This window comes from Arthrobacter sp. UYP4, assembly GCF_057291175.1.
On the sequence record NZ_JBXAVU010000002.1, the window covers coordinates 265,738 to 289,416 of the forward strand.

Here is a 23,679-nt window from a genome sequence, read left to right on the forward strand (position 1 = left end):
GTGCGGGTAGGTCTCACCAGAAAGAACCGCATGAACTCCTCCTCCATGCTGCGCGCCGTCGCCGCGCGCACCGCGGCCGGCGCAGCCATCGCCGCTATCGCCGCATCCGTCCTCGCTCTTCCCGCGCACGCCGCCCCGGCGACGGTCCTCGCCGACGGTGCCGCCCTGGTCGGCACCGTCCAGCCGGACGGGAGCTTCACGGCGACCGTCGACGCCCCGGCCGGCTCCACCGTCAAGTTCAAGCTCGACGGGACCTACCTCGGCCAGGACAGGACCGCGCCCTACTCCTGGCCCGTGACCACGGGAGCCGGAAAGCATAAGCTCAATGCCCGGTGGGAGACGCCCGCCGGACGACAGGAGGCCACCGTGTCCTTCTCCGTCGCGGCCGCAGCCCTGCCCGTGAAGCCCGCGAAGCCCGTCGTGTCGACGCCCGCCCCGAAGCCCGTGAAGCCCGCGCAGCCCGTCGTGTCGACGCCCGCCCCGAAGCCCGCGGCGCCCGCCCCGAAGCCGGTGCCTGCCGCTCCGGCCGGCGTCGTGCAGGTCTCGACCGCAGCCGCCCTCAAGTCCGCCCTCGCGTCCGCGCGACCCGGCCAGGTCATCGAACTGCGCGACGGACGCTACATCGGCGCCTTCACGGCGTCGGCCTCGGGTACGGCGGCGGCCCCGATCACGCTGCGCGGATCGCGCAACGCGGTCCTCTCCACGGGTTCGACGGCGTCCGGCTACGGCCTGCACGTCACCGGCTCGAACTGGCGCATCACCGGCATCTCGGTCGCGTCCTCGGCGAAGGGCATCGTCCTCGACGGCTCGAAGAACACGGTCATCAGTGGGGTCGACGTCGGCACCATCGGCGCCGAAGCAGTGCACTTCCGGTCCGGCAGCGCCGACGGCGCGATCGTCGACTCCTTCATCCACGACACGGGCCTGAAGCAGCCCGAGTACGGCGAGGGCGTCTACCTGGGCAGCGCCAAGAGCAACTGGACCGCCGGCGCTCCCGACCGGTCGGACCGCATCACGGTGCGCGGCAACCGCATCACCAACACCTCCGCCGAGGGCGTCGACATCAAGGAGGGGACCACGGGTGGCGTGATCGCCGGCAACGTGTTCACCAACTCCGGCATGTCCGGCGCGAACTACGCGGACTCCTGGATCGACGTGAAGGGCAACGGATACCGCATCGAGGGCAACTCCGGCCTCGGTACCAGGCTCGACGCGTTCCAGGTGCACTCGGTCCTCGCGGGCTGGGGCACCGGCAACGTCTTCAGGGGCAACACCGTGCAGGGTGGCGTGCCGGGCTACGAGGTCTGGGTCCAGTCGGCGTCACTGAACACCACGATCGCGTGCGCGTCGAGCGGTGCGGCCCGCGGGCTGAGCAACATCGCCTGCCGCTAGCAGCGCGGCGGAACGACCGGGGCCGGGTAGGGATCTCCCCACCCGGCCCCGGCCGTTCCGTCGCTCGCGCCTACCCGGCCAGCGTCGGCGTCTCGTCGCGCACGTCGCTCGCGAGTTCCACCGTCGCGGCCTGCGCCGGCCGTCCGAGGGCCCGGTACTGCCAGCCCTTCGACGTGTAGTCGTTGGCGTTCAGCGCATGCCGCCCGTCGAGGATCCGGCGGTGGCTGACGAGGGCGCCGAGGGTGTCCGGATCCGCATTGCGGAATTCCGACCACTCGGTGAGCAGGGCGACGACGTCGGCCTTGTCCACCGCTTCGGCCATGGAGCCGACGTAGTTGAGGTCGGGGTAGGCACGGTGGGCGTTCGCGTTCGCCTCCGGGTCGTAGACGGAGACGATCGCGCCCTCCAGGTACAGCAGGCGGGCGACGTCCAGGGCGGGGGCGTCACGGACGTCGTCGGAGTTGGGCTTGAACGCCGCACCGAGGGCCGCGACGCGGACGCCGGCCAGGGATCCGCCGGCCAGTTCGCGGATCAGGTCCACCGTGCGCACGCGGCGACGGTTGTTGATCGAATCGACCTCCCCCAGGAAGCTGACGGCCTGTCCGACGCCCAGCTCTTCGGCGCGGTGCTTGAAGGCCCGGATGTCCTTGGGCAGGCAGCCTCCGCCGAATCCTAGTCCCGGCTTGAGGAAGCGGCCGCCGATGCGGTCGTCCAGGCTGAGGGCCTTGGCGAGGTGGTTGACGTCGGCGCCGGTGGCCTCGCAGATCTCCGCCATCGCGTTGATGAAGGAGATCTTCGTGGCGAGGAAGGAGTTGGCCGCGACCTTGACCAGCTCGGAGGTCGCCAGGTCCGCGACGATCAGCGGCGTGTCGAGGTCGAGGATGGGCTCGAAGACCCGGCGGAGCTGCTGCTCGGCCCAGTCGGAGCTGACGCCGAAGACGAGGCGGTCAGGGAAGAGCGTGTCCTGGACGGCGAAGCCCTCGCGCAGGAACTCGGGGTTCCAGGCGAGTTCGAGTTCGGCGCCGAGCGGTGAGATGGACTGCACCATCGTCGTGATGCGCGCGGCCGTACCGATCGGCACCGTCGACTTGCCCACGAGCAGGGCCTTCCGGTCGATGCGCGTGGCCAGCGCAGTGAACGCGGCATCGACGTAGCGGAGGTCCGCTGCGGAGGAGTCGGGCGCCTGCGGCGTTCCGACGCAGACGAAGTGCACGTCGCCGAAGGACGCCGCCTCGTCGAAGTCGGTGCTGAAGCGCAGGCGGCCGGACGCGAGCGCCTCCTCGAGCTTCTCGGGCAGCCCCGGCTCGAAGAACGGCACCTTGCCGGCGGACAGCATGTCGATCTTGCGCTGGTCCACGTCGACGCCCAGGACGTCGAAGCCCATGATGGCCATGCAGACGGCGTGGGTCGCCCCGAGGTAGCCGGTGCCGATCACGGTCACGCGGGGTGCGGGCTGGTCGTTCTCGTGGGAACTGTTCATCGTTGGTCCTCTTTCCGGTAGGAATAGCGCGGATTGTCGGTGGATACGGGAGGGAAGCGGTGCGGGACGGAAGCCGGGTCAGCCGGATGTGCAGGGTTCGTTGGACAGCCCTTCTCCTGCACCGGCGGCGGTGTTGCTGCACTCGACCACGTTGTCGCGCACGGGCTTCAGCGAGTAGCCCAGGCCGGGCCCGTTGACCTGGGCCACGTTGTCGCGGAAGACGTTCTCGGTGCCCCAGCCGTCCACGATCTCGTGGGTCTGGAACCCGTCCTGGGGCGAGTCGGCGCCGGTGTTCTCGGCGATGATCCAGCCCCGGCCCTTGACGTCCACCCAGGAGTCTGCCTCGACGATCCCGGAGCCGTCGAAGCTGTTGGCCCGCAGGATCCCGTCCGACGTGCCTTCCTTGATGTCCACGTTCTCCGAGGTCGTGCCGGAGATCGTGTTCCCGGAGATCTCGTTGCGGTCGCTCCGGTCCGGTTCGCAGTTGCTGATGTCGCACCAGTTGCTCTCGGCGGTGCCGACATAGACGCCCTCGCCGAACTTGGGCTTCCGCAGACCGGTGTCGCTGATCGTGTTGCCGATCACGCGGTTGTCGGTACTGAACTTCCGCAGGTGGATCGCTTCGTCCCCGGTCGTGGTGACCGTGAGTCCGGTGATCAGGGTGTTGGTGCTCTGGTCCACCATGACCCCCTTCTGGCCGTTGCGCACAGTGAACCCCTGCAGCACCCAGTAGGCGGAGTCCTCGAGGTGGAACACGTAGCCGTCGTCGGTGGTGCCGCCGTCGAGGATGCTTTCGGTGTCACCGCACAGGGTGATGGGCTCCTCGGCGGTCCCGGTGGCGGTCGCCGTGAAATTGCCGGTGTAGACGCCGGCCGCGAGGCCGATGACGTCGCCCGGCCGCGCGGCGTCGAGCGCGTTCCCGAGATCCGTCGAGTTGGCCACCCGCACCGTCGGCTCCGGGCATTCCGCCGGTGTCTCGATCGGCGCGGGCGCTGGAGGAGCATCCACGGTCGGCCGGGGCCGCGGGTCCTGGTCGCGGCCGACCCCCTTGCCACCGGACCCGTTCAGTCCCACGACCACGACGACGGCGGCCACGACGAGCGCCAGGGCGGCGAGGACCAGCGCGGTGATCCTTCCTCGGCGGTTCACCGGGTGCGCCGGACGTCGTCGATGCGCACGATCCCGCGGCTGAGGGCCGTGAGCGGGACCCGCTCCTCGTAGGGATTGCGGATGGTGCGGACCCGCAGGTGCCTCTTGCGGGTGAAGGCCGTCGCGACGAGCAGGGCCCCGAGCAGCAGCCAGACGAAGGTGAGCGGCTGGAAGACGGAGTTCACCACGCTGTGGACGGTGGGCGCCGGGTGCCAGTTCAGCAGCTCGTTCTCCTCCACGACGGCGCCCGTGGAGGTCTCGTCCCAGATCGCCACCGTGCCGTAGCCGCCGACGTCGTTCCCGCTGACCTTGGTGTCGGGCACGCTGCCGACCAGGGAGACGCCGTGTCCGGACAGCGAGGACATGGTGTTGCCGCTGACCGCGGCCGACGCGTCCCGGATGTACACGCCGGTATCGCCGCCCGAGATGGTGTTCCGGCGGATGTCGGCGGTCGCACCCGTGTCGCGGACGGCGACGCCCTGCAGCTCCTGGTCCCGGATCTCGTTGTCGATGATGCTCACGCCCGTGGCGCCGTAGTTCACCACCACGCCGACCTCGTTGCCGCGGATGGCATTGCCCGTCACGCGCAGGTTGTTGCCGCCGCTGACCTCGATGCCGTAGCGGCCGTTGTCGACGACGGTGCTCTTGACCACACGGTTCCCGCCGTAGGTGACCACGGCGGTCCCGACGGCGTTCGGGCCGTCCGCGAGCGGCTGTCCGTCGAGGGAGACCCCGTTCCGGCCGTTGCCGCTCGCCGTCACGTCCTGCAGCTGGACGCGCGTGCTGGAGCGTCCCACGCTGATGCCGTCGACCGCGTTGTCCGAGGACGTCGTGCCGGTGATGGTCGCATCGGTCACGGACCGGTGGAGCACCAGGCCGTCGACGAGGCTCCCGCTGATGGCAGTGTCGCGGATGGCGACGTCGCGGGCGTTGGTGACGAAGAGGCCGAAGGCGTTGTCCCGGACGGTCAGGTTGTCGATGCCCGCCGTCACCACGCTGTAGTCGAGGTCCGTCTGGTCGGCGAGGGACTTGAGGTCCTCCTCCGGCAGCAGGCGGGCACCGGCGGGCGCGGCCGGTTCCGCCGTCGCCGGCGAGTCCTGGAAGGTGCCGGCCGTGTCCGTCCCGGTCAGGGCGAGGCCGCCCGTGTTGCCGCTCCAGAATCCGAGCGAGGACACGGTGGCGTGCGAGAACGAGGCGTGGCCGCCGATGACGCGAACGTAGGCACGCCCGTCGGCCGTGTCGGTGTCCGCTCCGGCGCCGTTCCAGCTGGTGATCTCGACGTCCGACTCCTCGGTGCCCGCGACCGCGAGCGACCCTCCGAGCGCCACGATCGACACGAACGCGTCCTTGTTGCTCTCGAGGCGGACCGTGATGCCCTCTCCCCCGCTGAACGAGAGCGTCGCGCCGGGAAGCACCACGATGTTCTCGGTGAGCATGTACGTGGACGATGCCAGTTGTTTGAAGGTGTCGGGTGCGAGCTGCAGGAGGTCCGCCGCGGTGTACGGGATGGTGCGGGCCGGCAGGACGAGGGTATTGGTGGCTCCCGTGTGGAGGCGGTACGGCCCTTCGAGGCCGTCGACGCGCCACCGCGCCGCGGAGGCGATGGTCCGGACGTAGACGAGGCGCTCCTCCTCGCTCTGGACGATCCTGGCCTCGCTGCGGGGGTCGCCCGTATACAGTTCGCCCTGGATGTTGCCGTTGGCGGCGATCTCGTTCCGCCCGACGGCGTCGGCCTCGGACTTCTTCCACAGATTGCCCGCCGCGATGAAGCCGGCGCCGACGAGCGCGATGAAGACGAGGGCGAGGAGGCTGAGGAGGACGGGTTTCCTGCTGCTCATGCCACGATCTCCTGTCCGCTCTTGGCGGCGGTCCCGGTCTCGAGGCTGACGGCGTCCTGGCCGTCGCCGCCGATCTGGTTCGCGTGCCGCGTCAGCCAGCCCTGCTTGTTCATGGTGGCGAAGGCGTAGAGCTTGATGGGCAGGGCCACGAGGATGACCGCGAAGGCGAGCACCGGCAGGATGAGGATGTCGCGGGGGTGGCGGCGGAGGTGGGAGATGCCGCGGATCCCACGGCCGAGGAGCAGCCAGCACACCGCGGCCGAGACGCCGAGCACGGTGAAGTCCAGGCGGTTGAAGATCAGGTAGAACATGGTCAGGCCCATGGTCACCGGCGTCAGCAGGATCTGCAGGACCGTCACCTTCGTGATGAAGGGGACCCGCCAGAGCCAGCCCGTGCCGATGGCGGTCAGGTAGCAGCGGTAGGAGTTGCGGCTCCACCGCACGCGCTGCTTCACGAAGGCCCGGAAGCTGGCGGGGAACATGGACAGCGCGCGTGCCGTCGACTGGTGCACGGTCTTGTAGCCGGAGGCGAGGACGAGCCAGGTGAGCCGTCCGTCGTCGCCCGAGATGCAGCGCTTCCCGAGGAAGTACTCGTTCTCGAGGTGCTCGAGGACGGGCAGGACGGCGGATCGACGGTAGACGGCCGTCCTGCCGGAGATGCACGGGACGGCGCCGGCCGCACCCATGGCGGGGACGTAGTCGAGGTACCTGAGGTTCACGAGCCAGTCGGCGATGCGCCTCCAGACGCTCGTCTCCCGCATATAGACCGTCTGGTGGGTGCCCACCGCACCGACGAGCGGATCGATGAAGGGCATCTGGACGTTCCGCAGGAGATCCGGCTGCCACCAGGTGTCCGAGTCGGTGAGCACCAGGATGTCGTGCTTCGCGAGGCGGATCCCTGCGCCCAGGGCGGACCGCTTGCCCACGTGGTGGAAGAGGATCGGCGTGATCGTGGGGTCCTGCAGGGCTTCGATGCGGGCGTAGGCATCGAGGTCCTCGACGTCGAGGACGATGATGATCTCGTCGGGGTGCTGTGCTCGCCACGACTCGAGGGCGCTCATGAGGATGTCGGGGTCCTCGTGGAAGGACGGCACCACCACGGACGTCGTCGCCCGGTGGTCGGTGACGATGGGCCTGGCCCGATGGGACAGGATGAACCGGTAGAGCCAGAGGCCCCAGACGATGGCCCCGGCGACGGCGACGGGGAAGTAGGGGGAGACCTCGGCCCAGAAGGCGCTGACATCCGTCCAGTCGAGGCTGGCGGTCCAGGCGGACCAGGAGGTGCGGAGGGCATCGAGACCCACCTCGGGGGCGGAGGCGGTGCTGACGGCATACGGAAGGTGCATGGGTGTCCTTGGGCAGGATCGGACGGCTGGCGGAGTGCACGTCATCGGGCGAGGGGCGTCCTCCGTCCTGCAGCAGCTGGACCACGTGCAGACGGGGCGCCTGGTCCCGGCGAATCATCAGGACCCTTCTCTTTCGAGGGTAGGGCGATCTGACAGCCCCTGTGCTACCCGGGTGCTACCCGAAAAAATGCCGCTCCTACTTGGTCCTACCTGCGTTTTCCTGCGAGTCCGTCCGCCTGTCGGGACCCGTGAGCCACCACCGATGACGACGCCCGGTAGGGCCGGGTCAGGATCCCCCGGCGTCGAGGGACACCCCGCCCCCGGCAGTCATCCGCGGCCTGACCTGCGCGTTTGCTGCAGGGAGCCGCCGGGACGGGTTGCGCGGCAGCGCCGGACGGAGGTGGTGTCCGGGTGCCGGGGACGAAGCCGGCACGCGAAGCGCGACCGCTACTTGGGGGCAAAGCTCCGTGGCACGGATGTGACCAGAATTAACTCGACGTTCATGGGGCGCGTGTGCCGACGGCGGGGGACGGCAGGGCGATCGCCACCAGCGGCATCACCGCGAGGCGAGAGCAGCGCGAAGAGCCTCGCGTGACGCGTCGCTGCTGGCGAAGCGCCAGTCGGACTCCTTGTCGTGGTCGAACCAGACGAAGGCCTGCACATCGGGCTGGGCGGCGAGGTACTCCACCAGTTCCTCCGTCCAGGCCGGCTTCGAACCGCCCTCGTCGGTCGAGGCCGTCTCCCCGATCAGAACGGAGCTGCCGGGCGCCAGCCGGCGCAGTTGGTGCAGCCCTTCGGCGAAGATCTCCTCGGGGGTCCGCCACGTCTCGTTCTCGCGGGAGGTGCCCCAGTTGTACCCGTCCAGGCCGACGACATCGACATAGTCGTGCCCCGGGTAGAACGCCGACAGGGGCGGAGAGTCGCAGTCCGGGGCCTCGGGGTTCCAGACCCATGAGACGTTGTCCACGCCGGCGGCGTCGAACAGGCCGTGCACGTGGCGCCACGCGGCGACGTAGTCGGCGGGCGTGTTGCCGTTGGTACCCGCGCCCCACGGATACCAGGGGGAGTTCATCTCGTGCGCGAAGCGGAGCAGGACGGGTCTCCCGTAGGAACGCATGCTCGCGGCCCACTGCTGCAGGTAGGCGTCGTGGTGGCCGGCCGCGATGCCGGCCAGCGCGAAGCGCGTCTGGCCCGGACCGGCTGCGGGCTCCCACGGTTCCCACGTCAGCACCGGCGTGGCCCCTCGCGCGGCGACGGCCTCCAGGCCCGCGACCGGTAGGGGCGCCGTGAAATCGGAGTAGGCCATGATCAGGGACGGGCTCTCGCCCAGGGCCCGGGCGGCCTCGTCCCACTGCGCCGGCGAGCCGAATCCGCCCTCCGTCGCGAGGCCGAGGGCGGGACGCTCGCCCCTGATGGGCGGAAGACCGGCGGGGGCCGGGCCGCCGGAGGCCGGCAGGGACCGGGCGGCCGGTGCGATCTCTCCCGACCGCACGTTCCCGCACGCATCCGCCTGGACGTCGCCCTGCCCGTGTCCGGCCTGCGTGCCTGCCGGACGAGGCAGGAACAGCACGACGCCGAGGCAGACGACGAGCACCGCCACCAGGGCGAGGACGGCCTTCCGACCCATCGTGGTTCCTCCCGTCGTCCCCACCGCGGAGCCCTACTCCCCCAGGACCTCGGCGGCTTCCATCCACTGGCCCTCGAGGTCCTCGATCTCCGACTGCAGCTCCTGCAGGCGCGCGTTGAGTCCCGCGATGTGCTCGAAATCGGCGTCGGGCTTCGCCCCGGCGGCGTTCATCTGCTCCTGCAGCCTGCCCTTCTGCGCGTCCACCTTGGTGATCTGCCGTTCGATGCGGGCGAGGTCCTTGCGGGCCTGCCGCAGCTCCGCCTCCGAGGATCCCGAGGAGGAACCACCGCTCACGGCGGGGGACGCGGCGCTTCCCGTCGCGGTCATCGGGCCGGCGGCGTTGCGCAGGTCGAGGTACTGGTCCACGCCGCCGGGCAGGTCGCGCAGGCGTCCGTCGCCGAGCAGCGCCATCTGGCTGTCGGTCACGCGTTCGAGCAGATAGCGGTCGTGCGAGACCACCACGAGTGTTCCGGGCCAGCCGTCCAGCACGTCCTCGATCGCCGAGAGCGTGTCGGTGTCGAGGTCGTTGGTCGGCTCGTCGAGCATCAGGACGTTCGGTTCCCCCACGAGCAGCCGGAGCAGCTGCAGGCGGCGGCGCTCGCCGCCGGAGAGTTCGCTGACGCGCGTCCACTGCTTCTCGTTGGTGAACCCGAGCTGCTCCACGAGCTGGCTCGCCGAGACCTCCTTGCCGCCGACGGCGAAGACGCGCTTCTCGGACTCGATCACCTCGATGACCCGGCTGTCGTTGACATCGTCGAGTTCGCGCACCTCCTGCGAGAGCACGGCCGTCTGCACGGTCTTGCCCTTCTTGACCTTGCCGGCGCTCGGCTGCAGCTCGCCGTTGAGCAGCCGCAGCAGCGTGGTCTTGCCGGACCCGTTGACGCCCACCAGTCCGAGGCGCTGGCCCGGGGCGAGCCGGAGCGTGATCCTGTCGAACAGCCGCCGTTCGGAACCCTCGCCGTCGTCGATCGTGAGGCTGACGTCCTCGAGGTCGAGGACGTCCTTGCCGAGGCGGGACATTGCCATCTTGCTGAGCGCGAGGGAGTCCCGCGGTTCCGGCACGTCGGCGATCAGTTCGTTCGCGGCCTCGATCCGGAACTTCGGCTTCGCGGTGCGGGCGGGGGCGCCACGCCTCAGCCAGGCCAGCTCCTTCTTCACGAGCTGCACGCGCTTGGACTCGACGACGGCGGCCATGCGGTCACGCTCGGCGCGCGCGAGGACGTAGGCGGCGTAGCCCCCGTCGAAATCGTCGACCATGGCGTCGTGCACCTCCCACGTGTGGTTGCAGACCTCGTCGAGGAACCAGCGGTCGTGGGTCACCACGAGCAGGCCCCCCTCGGTGGCCCGCCAGCGCTGCTGGAGATGCCGCGCCAGCCAGGCGACGCCTTCGACGTCGAGGTGGTTGGTGGGCTCGTCGAGCATGATGACGTCGTCGTCGCCGATGAGGAGCTTGGCGAGGGCCACACGCCGCTTCTGCCCGCCGGAGAGCGAGGACACCTTGGCGTGCCAGTCGACCTCGGAGACGAGCCCGCCCATGACGTCGCGGATCTTCGGGTTCGAGGCCCACTCGTGGTCCGCCTGGTCGCCGACGATGGCCTGCCCCACCTCGAGGTCGCCGTCGAGCACGTCCGACTGGTCCAGATAGCCGACGGAGACGTCGCGCCGCTTGGTCACACGGCCGGAATCGGGGGCGCTCCGCTGGGCGAGCAGGCGCATGAGGGTGGACTTGCCGTCGCCGTTGCGACCCACCATGCCGATGCGGTCGCCGTCCTCGAGTCCGAGGGACACGTTGTCGAGGATGGTGCGGGTGACGAAGGCGACGCTGAGGTTTTCCGCGCCGAGGAGGTGTGCCAAGGAGATGCTGCTTTCGGTTGGAACGGGAGGGCGCGGTCAGGCCGCGAAATCTGTGGCGATGCGCGCCCCGTGTGCCGGGCCGTGCACGGACGACGCCTGCAGTCCCTCGGTGCCGAGGAGGGACTCGAGTTCGGCCGCGTGGCCGGAACTCTGCGTCAGGAAGGCGATCGTCGGTCCGGAGCCGGAGACGATCCCGGCCAGCGCGCCCGCGGCCTTGCCCCTCTCAAGGATATCGCCCAGCCCGGGAGCGAGTTCGAGGGAGGCCTGCTGGAGGTCGTTGTGGAGCAGCGGGGCCAGTCCGAGGGCGTCCCCGGCACGCATGGCCCCGAGGATCGCGGCATCGATGGACGGCTGGGGATCGGGCTCCACCCCGTTCCGGAGCCGGATGTCGTCGAGCCGCCGGTAGACCTCGGGTGTGGACAGCCCGTAGTCCGAGGTCACCAGCACCCAGTGCAGGGGCGTCTTGGAGATGGCGGGAGTGAGCTGGTCGCCCACGCCGAGCCCGACGGCGGTGCCGCCGACGAGCGCGAACGGCACGTCGGCGCCGAGGTCGACGGCGATCTTGGCCAGCTCGTCGCGCGAGAAGCCGCTCCCCCACAGGGCGTCACAGGCCAGGAGGGCAGCAGCGGCGTCGGCGGAGCCACCGCCCATCCCGCCGGAGATGGGGACACGCTTGGTGATGTCGAGGTGGACCCCCGACCGGCCCGGACTGACCTCGGCCAGGAGCTCCGCGGCGCGGACCGCGAGATTGGTCCGGTCGAGCGGGATCGAGTCGGCGGGGAGGTTGAGGGTACCCGCGGCGTTCACCGTGACGCTGATGCCGTCGCCGGGGACCTCCGTGGCGGTGACCTCCTCGTACAGGGAGACCGCGAGGAAGACGCTGGCGATCCCGTGGTACCCGTCCTCGCGCGGAGGACCGACCCGGAGGGCGACGTTGATCTTCCCGGGGGCCTTCACGCGGACGGAGCGGGCACCGGAGCGCTTGTCGACTGTTCTGCCCGGGACCATACCCACCAACCTAACCCACCCGCTCAGTTCATGCCGGGGAGTCCGCGGCCATCGCGCGGGCTTCCGCGATGCGCGCGAACGCCACGATGTCGAGGACCTCGCCGCGGGCGGTCGGGTCCACGCCGGCGGCGCGCAGCGCCTCCTCCGCGAGGACGGGGCTCCCCGCCCAGCCTGCGAGCGCCGCCCGCAGGGTCTTCCGGCGCTGGGCGAACGCGGCGTCGATGACGGCGAACACCTGCTCCCGGGTGGCGCTTGTCGCGGGCGGCTCCCTGCGCGTGAAGCGGACGAGGCCCGAGGCGATCTTCGGTGCCGGCCAGAACACGTTCATGCCCACGACCCCCGCCTTCGCCATGCTCGAGTACCAGGCCGCCTTGACGGACGGTACGCCGTAGGTCTTCGAGCCGGGAGGAGCAGCGAGCCGGTCGGCCACCTCGTCCTGCACCATCACGAGCCCGTGCCGGAGGGACGGGAAACGCTCGAGGAGGTTGAGGACCACGGGGACGGCGACGTTGTACGGCAGATTGGCGACGAGCGCCGTGGGCGGGTGCGGCAGTTCCGTCACGCGCAGGGCGTCCTCGAGGACGACGTCGAGGGCAGCCGCGCGGTCGGGCCGCCAGCGGGCGATCGTGTCGGGCAGTTTCCCGGCCAGGACCGGATCGATCTCGACGGCGACGACGCGCTCTGCGGCGTCGAGCAGGCCGAGCGTCAGGGACCCGAGTCCCGGGCCCACCTCGAGGACGGTCTCGCCCGCATCGAGGTTCGCGGCCGCGACGATACGGCGGATGGTGTTGCCGTCGATGACGAAGTTCTGCCCCAGGGTCTTCGTGGGACGGATGTCCACCTCGGCCGCCAGTCGCCGGATGTCTGCGGCTCCGAAGAGGGGCGCGGGCTGGTGTGCGGCGGGGGGCGTTGTCACCGTGCAATCGTATCGGTCCGGGAGCCCGGTCCCCGCTGCGCGGCTCCCGGCCGGCGTCGTCCGCCCCGCGGGCCGGCGACGCCTCGTGCGAACCCTGGTCTCAGGAGGGTTCCGGCGCCACCGACCCGCGGAGGCACGGCTTCCCGGCTGGGGAGGGAAGCCGTCGGGCACACCGCCGTCTTCCGGTCTCACGAGAAGGACGGTGCTGGAAGGGCATGCCGGCCACGGCGCGATGGCGGGCGGGCGATGCTCCCCGTCGAGAACATTACGAAGAAGGACGCCGCAGGGCACGAGTGCCCTCCACCCGACTTCGCGGAAGGGGTACTCGGAAACCGGCCCCGGTACTACCCGCTCCCGCTACCTGGCACCGACACGGGGGCCGGTGAACCCGGCTGCCGGATCAGGTCCAGCTGCCGTACACGGCCTCGGTGTTCGCCGTCAGCCGGGCGCAGAGGGCGTCGAGGTCGGTCCGCAGGATGTCCGCCATGGCCCTCACCGTGTAGGGCACCGCGTAGGAGGCGTTGGGCCGGCCGCGGTAGGGGTGGGGCGTCAGGAACGGCGCATCGGTCTCGGTCAGGACGAGCGCCGGGTCGGCGACGAGCAGGGCCTCCCGCAGGGTGTCGGCGTTCTTGAAGGTCACCGTCCCGGCGAAGGACATGTACCAGCCGTGCTCGTTGCAGGTCCGCGCGAGGTCCGCGTCCCCCGAGAAGCAGTGCAGGACGACCCGGTCGGGGGCTCCGTCGGTGAGCAGCGTCCGGACGACGTCGTCGTGTGCGTCGCGGTCGTGGATCTGGAGTGCCTTGCCGAGCCGCTTGGCGATGTCGATGTGGCTGCGGAAGGACACGAGCTGGCTGCCGCGCCCGTCCTCGCCGGTCCGGAAGTAGTCCAGCCCGGTCTCCCCCAGCGCGCGGATGCGCGGGCCGGCGGCGAGGTGCTCGATCTCCTCGAGCGCGGCATCGAGTGCCCCCTCCGCGGCGAGCAGCGGAGCGTCGTTGGGGTGCAGGGCCACGGCACCGAGGAGCCGCCGGTCCTGCTCGACGACGGCGGCGGTGAAGCGGGAGGACGCGAGGTCGGTGCCGACCTGCACCGCGCCCCTGACCCCGGCGGCCTCGGCAGCGTCCAGGGCTTCGGCGATCGTCACCTGCACGGGCCCCTCGCGGAAGTCGAAGTGCGTGTGGTTGTCGAGGACGGGGACGGGCAGCGGCTCCGGCAGCGGCGGGTAGCCGCCCTTGCGCCGCCGCCGGACGGCCGGAGCGTCCGGATCGGCCGTGCCGTCGTCCGCGGCGGCCGAGGCGCCCGGGGTGTCCTGTTCCCGATAGGCCGGTGGTGTCTCCCCGGCCGCGTAGGGGTGACGGACGGCTGCTGCACTGGTACACATGCTTCAAGCCTAGTTCCGGCGCGGAACTTATCCCCCGGGGAGCAAGTTGAGCTAGTAATCTGTTGAATCATTCAACCGGGTCTGTCCTGCCCCGAGCCGGACCGGCCACGGCTGTCACCTGCGTGTCGATTGCCCGGCCGTCCCGGTCGCCGCCTGCCGCCGCAGCCGCACGCATGGAAGGTGCCCATGGACGTACAGCACAACATCGCCGAGATAGCAGCGGATCCACGATTGGCGGCACCGGCGGACGTGCCCGGCGCGACCTTCCACGACATCAGCACCCGCATCCTCTCCTCCATCGACACGGTCATCGACGGCAAGCCCGACGCCGCCCGGCTCGCCCTCACCGTCCTCCTCGCCCAGGGGCACCTCCTGCTCGAGGACGTGCCGGGTGTCGGCAAGACCCTGCTCGCCAAGACGCTCGCCCGGACGATCGACTGCACGGTGAACCGCATCCAGTTCACGCCCGATCTGCTGCCCTCCGACGTGACCGGCGTGTCGATCTTCAACCAGGATTCCCGGCGGTTCGAGTTCCGCCCGGGGCCCGTGTTCGCGAACATCGTCATCGGCGACGAGATCAATCGCGCCTCGGCCAAGACGCAGTCCTCGCTCCTCGAATGCATGGAGGAGCACCAGGTGACCGTGGACGGGCACACCCATGCCCTCGGCGAGCCGTTCATGGTGGTCGCGACGCAGAACCCCATCGAGATGGAGGGCACCTATCCGCTTCCCGAGGCCCAGCGCGACCGCTTCATGGCGCGGATCTCCATGGGTTACCCGGACGCCCGCGCGGAGGCGGACATGCTCGAGACCCATCAGTCGGTGTCGCCGCTCGAGGCGATCCGCCCGGTCGCGAGCGTCACGGACATCGCCGGCATGATGCGCCAGGTGCGGGGTGTGTACGTCTCGCCCGCGGTGAAGGACTACACCGTGGCGATCGGCCGTGCCACGCGGGACCACCCGCGGCTTCGGCTCGGCGCGAGTCCCCGGTCTCTGCTGCAGCTCCTGCGCGCCGCGAAGGCCGGAGCGGCGCTCGAGGGCCGCGACTTCGTCCTGCCCGACGACGTCGCCGCGATCGCCGACGCCGTCCTGGCCCACCGCCTCCTGCTCGACCGCAAGGCCACCAGCGCCGGGGAGACGGCATCGACGATCGTGCAGGACGTCCTCGCGCGGGTGCCGGTGGCCCGCGAGGTGCAGCGGCGGTGACCGTGCCGACGTCGCCGATCCCGCCCTCCTCCCGCTTCCTCCCCTCCTAGCACCGACGGAATCCTGATGGCCCTCTTCGACACGCTCCCCTCACGCATCCTGACGGTGCGCGGGTGGGGCTTCGTCGCCACCGCCGTCGTCGCACTGCTGGCCGCGCAGGTCCTCGGACGCCGCGACCTCCTGTACGTGGGGGTGCTCCTGCTGGCGCTGCCGCTGGCGTCGATCGTCGTGCTCCGGCTCGTCAAGCCCCGCTTCACGGTGAGCCGCCGCTTCCAGCCGCAGTCCATGGAGATCGGGTCGACGACGACGGTCACGCTCTCCCTCGCGGCGATCGTCGCGGGGGGTGCGAGCATCGCGATGGAGGAGCTGCTCCCGGCCCGTTTCGGCCAGGCCCCCCGGTTCACCTACCCCTCGCGCAACCCGACGCGCGAGGGCACCTCGGTGTACGAGTACCGGCTCCGGTCCGCGTCGCGGGGCGTCTACCCCATCGGGCCCGTGACCGCGGAGTTCACCGATCCCTTCGGCCTGGGGAAGTCGCGGCACGTCCTCGGCGGGGCGGACGACCTCGTGGTCACACCGGCACCCCTCGAACTGCTGGGCACCACCCTCGCCGGGTCCCGCGGCAGCGACGGCATGGCGGCCACACGCCGGCAGGCGAATCCGAGCGACGACGACGTCATGACGCGCGAGTACCGGCACGGGGACTCCCTGCGCCGGGTCCACTGGGCCGCGACGGCGCGCCACAACGAGCTCATGGTGCGGCAGGAGGAATCGGTGACCACACCACAGGCCACACTGCTCCTGGACCAGCGGCACTCGAGCTTCGGCACCGGATTCAGCACGGTCTTCGACGGGGTCGCCGGCAACGGGCTGTCCACCTCCCCGACCTTCGAGTGGGCCGTCACCGCCGCGATGTCGGTCAGCGCCCACCTGCTCGAACGCAACTACGCCCTGCGGTTCCTCGACCACCAGGGTGCGCCCGCGTTGCTGCACTCACGGTCCGCACCGTTCCCGACCGACGAGGAACACCAGGGACCGGGTGCGGTCGCCGGTATCGCGGAAGGACTCGCGGCCCTCGAACTCGCCCCGGAGGCCGGACGCCGCCAGCAGCTGGAGGAGCGCGCCGGCAGCAGCGTGGTGCGGGCGGGCGAGGCGGCGCGCAATGCTGCGCGCCGGATCCGCCGCTCGGCACCGGAAGCACCCCAGCACGCACAGCACTCCGCCTTCGGTGACGACCTGCTCGACAAGCTCGCCGCCACACGCCACCGCGGGCCGCTCGTCGCGGTCCTCGGCGTCATCACCATCGAGGAGGCGAGGGCACTCGCCTCCGCGTCGGACTACGGATCGGCGTCCTACGCCATCATCGCGTCCGAACGGCCCGCCGATGCGCAGCGGCAACTCGCCATCCTGCGCGATGCCGGCTGGCACGCGACCGCGGCCTCCCCCGTGGCGCAGCTGCCGACCGTATGGGCCGGACTCGGGACCGCGGACGGCCCTGCGCCGGCCGGGACCTCCCCCACCGCGACCCGTCCACCCGCGCCGCACCGATCTTCCCGCGACACCACCAGGGGACCAGCATGACCTCGACACTCGACCGCCCCGCCGCCGCAGACGTGCCTGCTCCGACGGCGTCGGCCGCAGCACGGCCGTCCCTTCCCGATCCATGGCACTGGGCCGTCACGGGCGCCTCCCTCCTGGCCGTGCTCGCCGCGGCGACGAGCCTCAACGGGGTCGTGGACGCGTGGACCTGGTTCCTGCCCGTGGTGCGCACGCTCGTACCGGTACTCCTCGCCATGGCGCTGACCCGGACGCTCCGCCTGAGCGGGGTGCTGTCGGCTCTCGTGGGCGTCCTGGCGCTCGTCGGGTCCCTCACCGCCCAGTTCTTCCCGCGGCAGAGCATCCTCGCGATCGTCCCGGGTCCCGGCACCTCGCTCGAGCTCCAGCGCCTCCTCGCGCAGGCCGAGGAGACCGTCGTCTCCCAGGTGGCCCCGGTGCTACCCGGCGCCGGTATCTTCCTCATCGTGTGCGCCGCCCTGGGGCTCATCGCGATCCTCGTGGACGTCTGCGCCACGACCCTGCGCATGCCCGCCGCGAGCGGGCTCGCGCTCTTCACCGTCCTGATCGCACCGGCCGTCGTGAAGCCGAACGGCGTCGGGATGTCCGCCTTCCTCGTGACCGCACTGGCGTACCTGCTGCTCCTGGCCCTCGCGCAGTGGCGTGAGAACCGGCTCGCGTCGGGCGGCGCGCGGGCGTCCTCGGGGTTCGCGGGGCGGAGCGTGATCATCGGAGCCTCGGCCCTGGCCGTGACCGTGATCCTGCCGCTGTTCGTGCCCGGCTTCACCTCCGGGGCCTTCCCGCAGGGTGCGCGCATGAACGTGTGGGGCAACGCCACCGGGCTCAACCCGGCGGTGACCCTCGGCAACGACCTGCGCAACCCGACAGGGTTCGGGCGCATCGCCTACTCGACGAACTCGGACACCCCCCTGTACCTCCGGGCGGTGACCCTCGAGGACTTCAGCGGCCGGCGGTGGGAGCCGGACCAGAGGCTCGACGGGCGCGAGAGCGGTGTCCGCGACATCGGGGCGGAGCAGGGCGCACCCGAATCCGTCCCCGACGGCACCACGGTCTTCACCAGGATCACGACGCAGAGCTATGCGAGTCCATGGCTCCTGTCCCCCTACGCACCCGAGGGCGTCACCGACCTGTCCGGCAGGTGGGCCTGGGATCCGGCGAATCTCTCCATCCTCGCCACGGACGGGGGCTCGACGGCACGCCAGAGCTACCTGGTGCAGAGCCGATCGGCCGCCCTCACGCGCGAGGGCCTGGGCTCCATCCGCCCCTCCGAGTCCGACTCCGTGCCCGAGGTGTTCACCGAGCTGCCGGACGACACCCCGGACATCGTCCGCACCACCACGGACGAGGTCGCCGGTGACTTCGTGAACCCGTACGACAAGGCGCTCGCGATCCAGAACTACCTCCGCGGCCCCCAGTTCACCTACTCCGTGGAGGCGCCGGTCGACGGCGGCTACGACGGCAGCGGCATGGACGTGATGGCGCGCTTCCTCGAGTCCAAATCCGGGTACTGCGTCCACTACGCGGGAACGATGGCCGTCATGGCGCGGGCGGCAGGGATCCCGAGCCGGGTGGCCGTCGGCTACACGCCCGGAAGTCCCACGGGCGACACGGAGCAGGGGCCCGCCGGCACCGAGCTCCGGGAATTCGTGGTCGACTCCCGCAACGCCCACGCGTGGCCGGAGCTGTACTTCGAGGGTGTGGGCTGGGTCCAGTTCGAACCCACGCCGTCACGCGGCGTCGTACCCACCTATGCCCAGCAGGCCTTCGCGCCGGTGGGACCGCGTGCGGACGACACGGACGCCCTGAACCCCGGCGGGCTTCCCGCCGGCGGACGGACCGGCTCCGCGGAGGAGACCGCCGGCGCCGAGGACGGTACGCAGGCCGGCGGGGCGCAGGACGAGGCGCAGCCGGTCGCAGGCCTGCTCGCCGTCGCCGGCATCGCGCTGTTCGCCCTCCTGCCGCTCCTCCTCCGCTCGGCGAGGACCCGCTCCCGCCGCAGGTCGGTGGCCGCGGACACCCCGGACGGCACCGGGGCAGCCACCGCGGCGTGGGCCGAGACGACGGAGCTGGCGGGCGACTACGGCTACCCGCTGGAGCCGACGGACACCCCCCGGACCTTCGCCGGCCGCCTCGGCCGGGACGCCCGCCTGGCCGGCTCCCCCGTGGCGTCGCTCGCCAGGCTCCGGACGGCCTACGAGTACGAGGAGTACGCCGAGCACGCCGACGTCATCCGTCCCGTCGACGGGTACGCCGGGGGACGCGGCGGGACTTCCCTCCCGGTGGCGATGCTCGCCCGACCCGTGGCGGCTCCGCGGTGGGACGACGTCGAGACCGTCACCCGCGCGCTCCGCAGCGGGAGCTCGTGGCCCACCAGGGTCAGGGCACGGTTGTTCCCGCAGTCGCTCCTGAACCGTTTCCGGGGCACCGTGCGCCGCTGACCCGGGCCGCGGACGCACGAAGGGCCGGCACCCCGACGGGTGCCGGCCCTCGCTGCTCTCGTGCGGATCGTGCCCGGGACCTCCCGGATCAGGAGGCGTAGGGATCGGCGATGCCGACGTACTGCGTGTACAGGTATTCCTCGATCCCCTCGGCGCCGCCCTCACGGCCGAGACCGGACTGCTTGACGCCGCCGAAGGGGGCGGCGGCGTTGGACACGACACCGGCGTTGAGCCCCAGCATCCCCGTGTCGAGGCGTTCCCCGATGCGCAGCCCGCGGTTGAGGTCGCGCGTGAAGACGTAGGCCACGAGCCCGTACTCGGTGTCATTGGCGAGCTCCACGGCCTCGTCCTCGGTACTGAAGGTGATGATGGGGGCCACCGGCCCGAAGATCTCCTCCTGCAGGATCCGCGAGGACCGGGGCACGTTCGTGAGCACCGTGGCCTGGTAGAAGTAGCCGTCGCCGGTCACGGGCGATCCGCCCGTGACGGCCTGTGCGCCGCCCCCGACCGCTGCGCTCACCAGTTCGTGCACCTTGTCCCGGCTCTTCTGGTCGATCAGGGGGCCGAGCGTGGATTCCTCCTCCGTGCCGCGTGCGGGGGTCATGCCCTCCATGCGCTCGGCGAGCGCGGCTGCGAAGCGGTCCGCGACCGACTCGTGCACGATGAACCGGTTGGCCGCCGTGCAGGCCTCGCCCATGTTCCGCAGCTTCGCGAGCATCGCACCGTCGACCGCCGCGTCGAGGTCGGCGTCCTCGAACACCAGGAACGGCGCGTTGCCGCCGAGTTCCATGGAGGTCCTCAGCACGTTCTGCGAGGCGGCCGCGAGGAGGCTGCGGCCCACCGGCGTCGAACCCGTGAAGGAGAGCTTGCGCAGGCGCGGGTCCTCGATGAGGGGACCCGTAACGGCCCCCGCGGTGGTGGTGTTGACGATGTTGAGGACTCCGGCGGGGAGGCCGGCCTCCTGCAGCACGGTGGCGAACAGCGACGAGGTCAGGGGCGTGAGGTTCGCGGGCTTGAGCACCATGGTGCACCCGGCGGCGATCGCGGGGGCGATCTTCCGGGTGGCCATCGCCAGGGGGAAGTTCCACGGCGTGATGAGCAGGCACGGCCCCACGGGCTTCTTGCTCACGAGCAGCCGGGACCTGCCGTCGGGGGAGGTCGAGTACCGGCCGGACATGCGGACGGACTCCTCCGAGAACCAGCGCAGGAACTCGGCCCCGTAGGTCACCTCGCCGCGGGCCTCGGCGAGCGGCTTCCCCATCTCGAGGGTCATCAGCAGCGCGAACTCGTCGGCCCGCGCGGTGACCAGGTCGAAGGCCCGTCGCAGGATCTCCCCCCGCTCGCGCGGCGCGGTCCGGGCCCAGTCGGCCTGGGCCGCGGCTGCTGCGTCGAGCGCGGCCATACCGTCCTCGGGCGTCGCATCCGCGAGGGTCCGGAGGGTGCGCCCGGTGGCCGGGTCCTCGACGTCGAACGTGGCACCGGACGACGACGCCCGCCACTGCCCGCCGATGAAGAGCCCGGTGGGCACCTTGTCGAGTACTGCCTTCTCCTGGTCGGCGGTGACAGCCATACCTAGCTCCTTCGCGAAGTGTTTGGGGCGCGTCCCGAGGGGGACATTCCCGTTCACGCTAGACCCGGCGGAGAAAGGGTGTCCAGTGAAGGCTGCACGACCACATGCCACCGGCTTTGGTCGACTGCACAAACCCCGGTCCGGGTATCCTCAGCGGGCGGCGATCACCGCCGCGTACAGCTCCCGCTTGCTGACCCGGCTGTCGGAGGCCACTGCGGCCACGGCGTCCTTCAGGCGCATCCCGCCCCCGATCAGCGTGTTGACCTCCGCGACGTGGTCCTCAGGGCGCGACGGCGGCGCCTCCGGCGCACCTGCGACGACGACGGCGATCTCCCCCCGCACCTCGCTGTCCTGGGCCCACTGCAGCAGCTCGAGGAGCGAACCGCGGACCACCTGTTCGTGCACCTTCGTCAGCTCGCGGGCAACTGCTGCCGGGCGGTCCGAGCCGAAGGCCTGCTGCAGCGAGCGCAGCATCGGTTCGAGGCGGTGGGGCGCCTCGAAGAACACCATGGTGCGGCGCTCCGACGCCAGGTCGGCCAGGCGCCCCGCGCGCACGCCGGGCTTCCGCGGCAGGAACCCCTCGAAGCAGAACCGGTCCGTGGGCAGGCCGGACAGGGCGAGGGCCGCGAGGACGGCCGAGGCTCCGGGCACAGCCGTCAGGTCGAGCCCCTCCCCGACCGCCGCCTCGACGAGCCGGTAACCCGGATCGGACACCGAGGGCATCCCCGCGTCCGTCACCATCAGCAGCGTGGCGCCGTCCCGCACCAGGTCGAGGAGTTCGGGCGTGCGCTCCACCTCGTTGTGTTCGTGGTAGCTGATGACCCGGCCCGTGACCGTGACTCCGAGTGCCTGCACCAGGCGGTGCAGGCGGCGGGTGTCCTCGGCCGCGACGACATCGGCCGACCGGAGCAGTCCGATCAGGCGCTCCGTCGCATCCCCCATGTTGCCGATCGGGGTCGCCGCGAGGACGATACGTCCGCGCCCGCTGCCGTCCCCGGCCGTGCCCCGGTAGGCGGCGGACGCACGCGCCGGTTCCTCGCCGGCGCTGTCCGGCAGCACCTCGGAGGACCCCCGGTCGTCCGGGGTCCCCTCCGGGTACCCGTCCTCGGACCCGGCGGGGTCCTCCTCGGTCAGGTCGGGGGCGTCGTCGCGTGGCTGGCTCACCGGACCAGCCTAGCCGCCGCAGTACCCGAGCCATCCTGGACAGCCCGCCGGGCCTGCCGAGCACGCGGGGGCACCGCCGGTAGCATGACAGAGTGAGCCACACCGCCGTCCGCCCCCGAGGGGACAGTCCGACGTTCGGCGGAGCCCGGGTGGTCGCGCCGGCGCGCGCCTTCTCGCGGGACGCCCTGGCCGCCCGCCTCCTCGGCGCTGCCGTCCCGGGCGGGTCGGTGGCCTGGATCCTTCCCCTCGCCATGGCCCTGCTCGGCGGTGTCCTGCGGTTCGCCCGGCTCGGTGAGCCGGGATCCCTCGTGTTCGACGAGACCTATTACGTCAAGGACGCCTACTCGATGCTGCAGTCGGGCTACGAGCGGGAATGGCCGGAGGACGCCGACGACTCCTTCAACGCGGGCGACCCCGGCGTCCTCCTCGACGCCCCGAACTACGTGGTGCACCCGCCCGTGGGCAAGTGGATGATCGCCTTCGGCATGCTGCTGTTCGGTTCCGACAACCCGTTCGGCTGGCGCTTCTCCGCCGCCGCCGTCGGAACGCTGTCCGTCCTCCTGCTCGCCGTCGTGGCCCGGCGGATGTTCGGCTCGGCGCTGCTCGGTGCGGCCGCCGGCCTGCTCCTCGCCGTCGACGGCCACCACCTGGTGGAATCACGCACCTCTCTGCTCGACATCTTCCTGAGCTTCTGGCTCCTGGCCGCGTTCGCGGCGCTCCTCCTGGATCGGGACGACGGACGACGGCGCCTCGCCCGCCGCCTGGCCTCGATCGTCGCGCGGAACGACGACGGGAGGGCGACCCCCGCCCAGCTGTCCTGGGGCCCCTTCCTCGGCCTCCGGCCCTGGCGCCTCGCCGCCGGCATCTGCCTCGGGCTGGCCCTGGGCACCAAGTGGTCGGCCCTGCCGTACATCGCGGCGTTCGGCCTGATGACCGTCGCGTGGGACATGAGCGCCCGGCGCATCGCCGGAGTGCACCACTGGTTCCTCGGGGGCGCGGTCAAGGACGGGCTGCTCGCCTTCGCCTGCCTCGTGCCGGTGGCCGCGCTGACGTACCTCGGCACGTGGACGGGCTGGTTCCTCTCGGAGGATGCGTACGACCGCAGGTGGGCCGAGCGCAACCCGTCGGAGCAGTGGGGCTGGGTGCCCGACCCGCTGCGATCGCTCGCGGAGTACCACCGCAGCGCGTTCACGTTCCACCAGGGCCTCGGCTCCGACCATCCCTACGAGGCGTCCGCGTGGTCCTGGCTCGTGATGGGACGCCCGACGTCGTTCTTCTACGAGAAGCCGGCCGGCTGCGGCGAGGACGCCTGCTCGCAGGCCGTCACCGTGCTCGGCAACCCGCTGATCTGGTGGGCCGCGGCCCTGTCCCTGCTCGTGCTCGTGTTCTTCTGGCTCGGCCGCCGCGACTGGCGTGCCGCCGCGATCCTCACCGGCGTGGCCGCCGGCTACCTGCCCTGGTTCCTGTACCCGGAACGCACCACCTTCTACTTCTACGCGGTGGCGTTCGAGCCCTATCTCGTGCTGGCGCTGGTCTACTGCCTCGGCCTCGTGCTGGGGAGCCCTGCCGCGGATGCCGCCCGGAGACGGCGCGGTATCGTGCTCGTGGGGGTGTTCCTGGCTGCGGCCGTGGCCCTCTCGGCGTACTTCCTGCCCATCTGGACGGCAGAGATCATCCCCTACGACCAGTGGCGCATGCGCATGTGGCTGCCGAGCTGGATCTAGGCCGGGACCTCCCG

Annotated in this window: 16 protein-coding genes; 5 read left to right on the forward strand and 11 right to left on the reverse strand. The window is 71.2% G+C overall.

Translation table 11 applies throughout. From position 1 onward, the window contains the following. Positions 1 to 30: 30 nt before the first annotated feature. A complete protein-coding gene (locus tag AC0Z9V_RS10010; RefSeq protein WP_485141413.1) occupies positions 31 to 1,392 on the forward strand; it encodes a right-handed parallel beta-helix repeat-containing protein in 1,362 nt (453 codons plus the stop codon). A gap of 70 nt (positions 1,393 to 1,462) precedes the next feature. On the opposite strand, the gene AC0Z9V_RS10015 is transcribed toward AC0Z9V_RS10010, so the two are convergent. The 9 genes from AC0Z9V_RS10015 to AC0Z9V_RS10055 form a co-directional block, all read right to left on the reverse strand. Next, complete coding sequence (locus AC0Z9V_RS10015; protein ID WP_208740686.1) at positions 1,463 to 2,872, reverse strand: UDP-glucose dehydrogenase family protein; 1,410 nt, start codon at positions 2,870 to 2,872, stop codon at positions 1,463 to 1,465. A gap of 78 nt (positions 2,873 to 2,950) precedes the next feature. Next, the gene (locus AC0Z9V_RS10020; protein ID WP_208740685.1) at positions 2,951 to 4,021 is read right to left on the reverse strand and encodes a right-handed parallel beta-helix repeat-containing protein; all 1,071 of its coding nucleotides are present in this window, start codon (positions 4,019 to 4,021) and stop codon (positions 2,951 to 2,953) included. Beyond that, positions 4,018 to 5,859 (reverse strand): right-handed parallel beta-helix repeat-containing protein, encoded by a 1,842-nt coding sequence (locus AC0Z9V_RS10025; protein ID WP_485141414.1) that lies wholly within the window; start codon positions 5,857 to 5,859, stop codon positions 4,018 to 4,020. Before AC0Z9V_RS10025 ends, AC0Z9V_RS10020 begins: the two co-directional genes overlap by 4 nt. Further along, the gene (locus AC0Z9V_RS10030) at positions 5,856 to 7,205 is read right to left on the reverse strand and encodes a glycosyltransferase (protein WP_133082033.1); all 1,350 of its coding nucleotides are present in this window, start codon (positions 7,203 to 7,205) and stop codon (positions 5,856 to 5,858) included. The genes AC0Z9V_RS10025 and AC0Z9V_RS10030 overlap by 4 nt, the downstream gene beginning before the upstream one ends. 556 nt (positions 7,206 to 7,761) lie before the next feature. Beyond that, entirely contained in the window at positions 7,762 to 8,832 is a 1,071-nt protein-coding gene (locus AC0Z9V_RS10035) for a glycoside hydrolase family 26 protein (protein ID WP_485141415.1), read from the reverse strand. A 33-nt stretch (positions 8,833 to 8,865) separates the two neighbouring features. Next, positions 8,866 to 10,686, reverse strand: coding sequence for an ABC-F family ATP-binding cassette domain-containing protein (locus AC0Z9V_RS10040; RefSeq protein WP_459267620.1), 1,821 nt, complete (start codon positions 10,684 to 10,686; stop codon positions 8,866 to 8,868). 36 nt (positions 10,687 to 10,722) lie between these two features. Next, positions 10,723 to 11,694 carry a 4-(cytidine 5'-diphospho)-2-C-methyl-D-erythritol kinase gene (locus tag AC0Z9V_RS10045; protein WP_459288281.1) on the reverse strand — a complete coding sequence of 324 codons (972 nt, stop codon included), beginning with the start codon at positions 11,692 to 11,694 and terminating at the stop codon, positions 10,723 to 10,725. 28 nt (positions 11,695 to 11,722) lie between these two features. Next, positions 11,723 to 12,610, reverse strand: a complete 888-nt coding sequence (gene rsmA, locus AC0Z9V_RS10050) for a 16S rRNA (adenine(1518)-N(6)/adenine(1519)-N(6))-dimethyltransferase RsmA (protein WP_485141416.1) — start codon at positions 12,608 to 12,610, stop codon at positions 11,723 to 11,725. 400 nt (positions 12,611 to 13,010) lie between these two features. Further along, complete coding sequence (locus tag AC0Z9V_RS10055; RefSeq protein WP_485141417.1) at positions 13,011 to 13,988, reverse strand: TatD family hydrolase; 978 nt, start codon at positions 13,986 to 13,988, stop codon at positions 13,011 to 13,013. A gap of 186 nt (positions 13,989 to 14,174) precedes the next feature. On the opposite strand from AC0Z9V_RS10055, the gene AC0Z9V_RS10060 reads away from it, so the two are divergent. The 3 genes from AC0Z9V_RS10060 to AC0Z9V_RS10070 all read left to right on the forward strand — a co-directional run bounded on the left by AC0Z9V_RS10060 (position 14,175) and on the right by AC0Z9V_RS10070 (position 19,207). Continuing rightward, the gene (locus AC0Z9V_RS10060) at positions 14,175 to 15,194 is read left to right on the forward strand and encodes an AAA family ATPase (RefSeq protein WP_133082027.1); all 1,020 of its coding nucleotides are present in this window, start codon (positions 14,175 to 14,177) and stop codon (positions 15,192 to 15,194) included. Positions 15,195 to 15,260: 66 nt separating this feature from the next. After that, complete coding sequence (locus AC0Z9V_RS10065; RefSeq protein ID WP_485141418.1) at positions 15,261 to 16,775, forward strand: DUF58 domain-containing protein; 1,515 nt, start codon at positions 15,261 to 15,263, stop codon at positions 16,773 to 16,775. Beyond that, on the forward strand, positions 16,772 to 19,207 hold the full coding sequence (locus AC0Z9V_RS10070) for a transglutaminase TgpA family protein (protein WP_485141419.1): 2,436 nt from the start codon (positions 16,772 to 16,774) through the stop codon (positions 19,205 to 19,207). Before AC0Z9V_RS10065 ends, AC0Z9V_RS10070 begins: the two co-directional genes overlap by 4 nt. Positions 19,208 to 19,295: 88 nt before the next feature. On the opposite strand, the gene AC0Z9V_RS10075 is transcribed toward AC0Z9V_RS10070, so the two are convergent. Further along, positions 19,296 to 20,777, reverse strand: coding sequence for an NAD-dependent succinate-semialdehyde dehydrogenase (locus AC0Z9V_RS10075; RefSeq protein ID WP_133082024.1), 1,482 nt, complete (start codon positions 20,775 to 20,777; stop codon positions 19,296 to 19,298). A gap of 150 nt (positions 20,778 to 20,927) precedes the next feature. Next, positions 20,928 to 21,749 carry a 16S rRNA (cytidine(1402)-2'-O)-methyltransferase gene (gene rsmI, locus AC0Z9V_RS10080; RefSeq protein WP_485141677.1) on the reverse strand — a complete coding sequence of 274 codons (822 nt, stop codon included), beginning with the start codon at positions 21,747 to 21,749 and terminating at the stop codon, positions 20,928 to 20,930. Between the two features lie 284 nt (positions 21,750 to 22,033). On the opposite strand from rsmI, the gene AC0Z9V_RS10085 reads away from it, so the two are divergent. Continuing rightward, positions 22,034 to 23,665 (forward strand): dolichyl-phosphate-mannose--protein mannosyltransferase, encoded by a 1,632-nt coding sequence (locus AC0Z9V_RS10085; RefSeq protein ID WP_485141420.1) that lies wholly within the window; start codon positions 22,034 to 22,036, stop codon positions 23,663 to 23,665. The last annotated feature ends 14 nt before the right edge of the window (positions 23,666 to 23,679 follow it).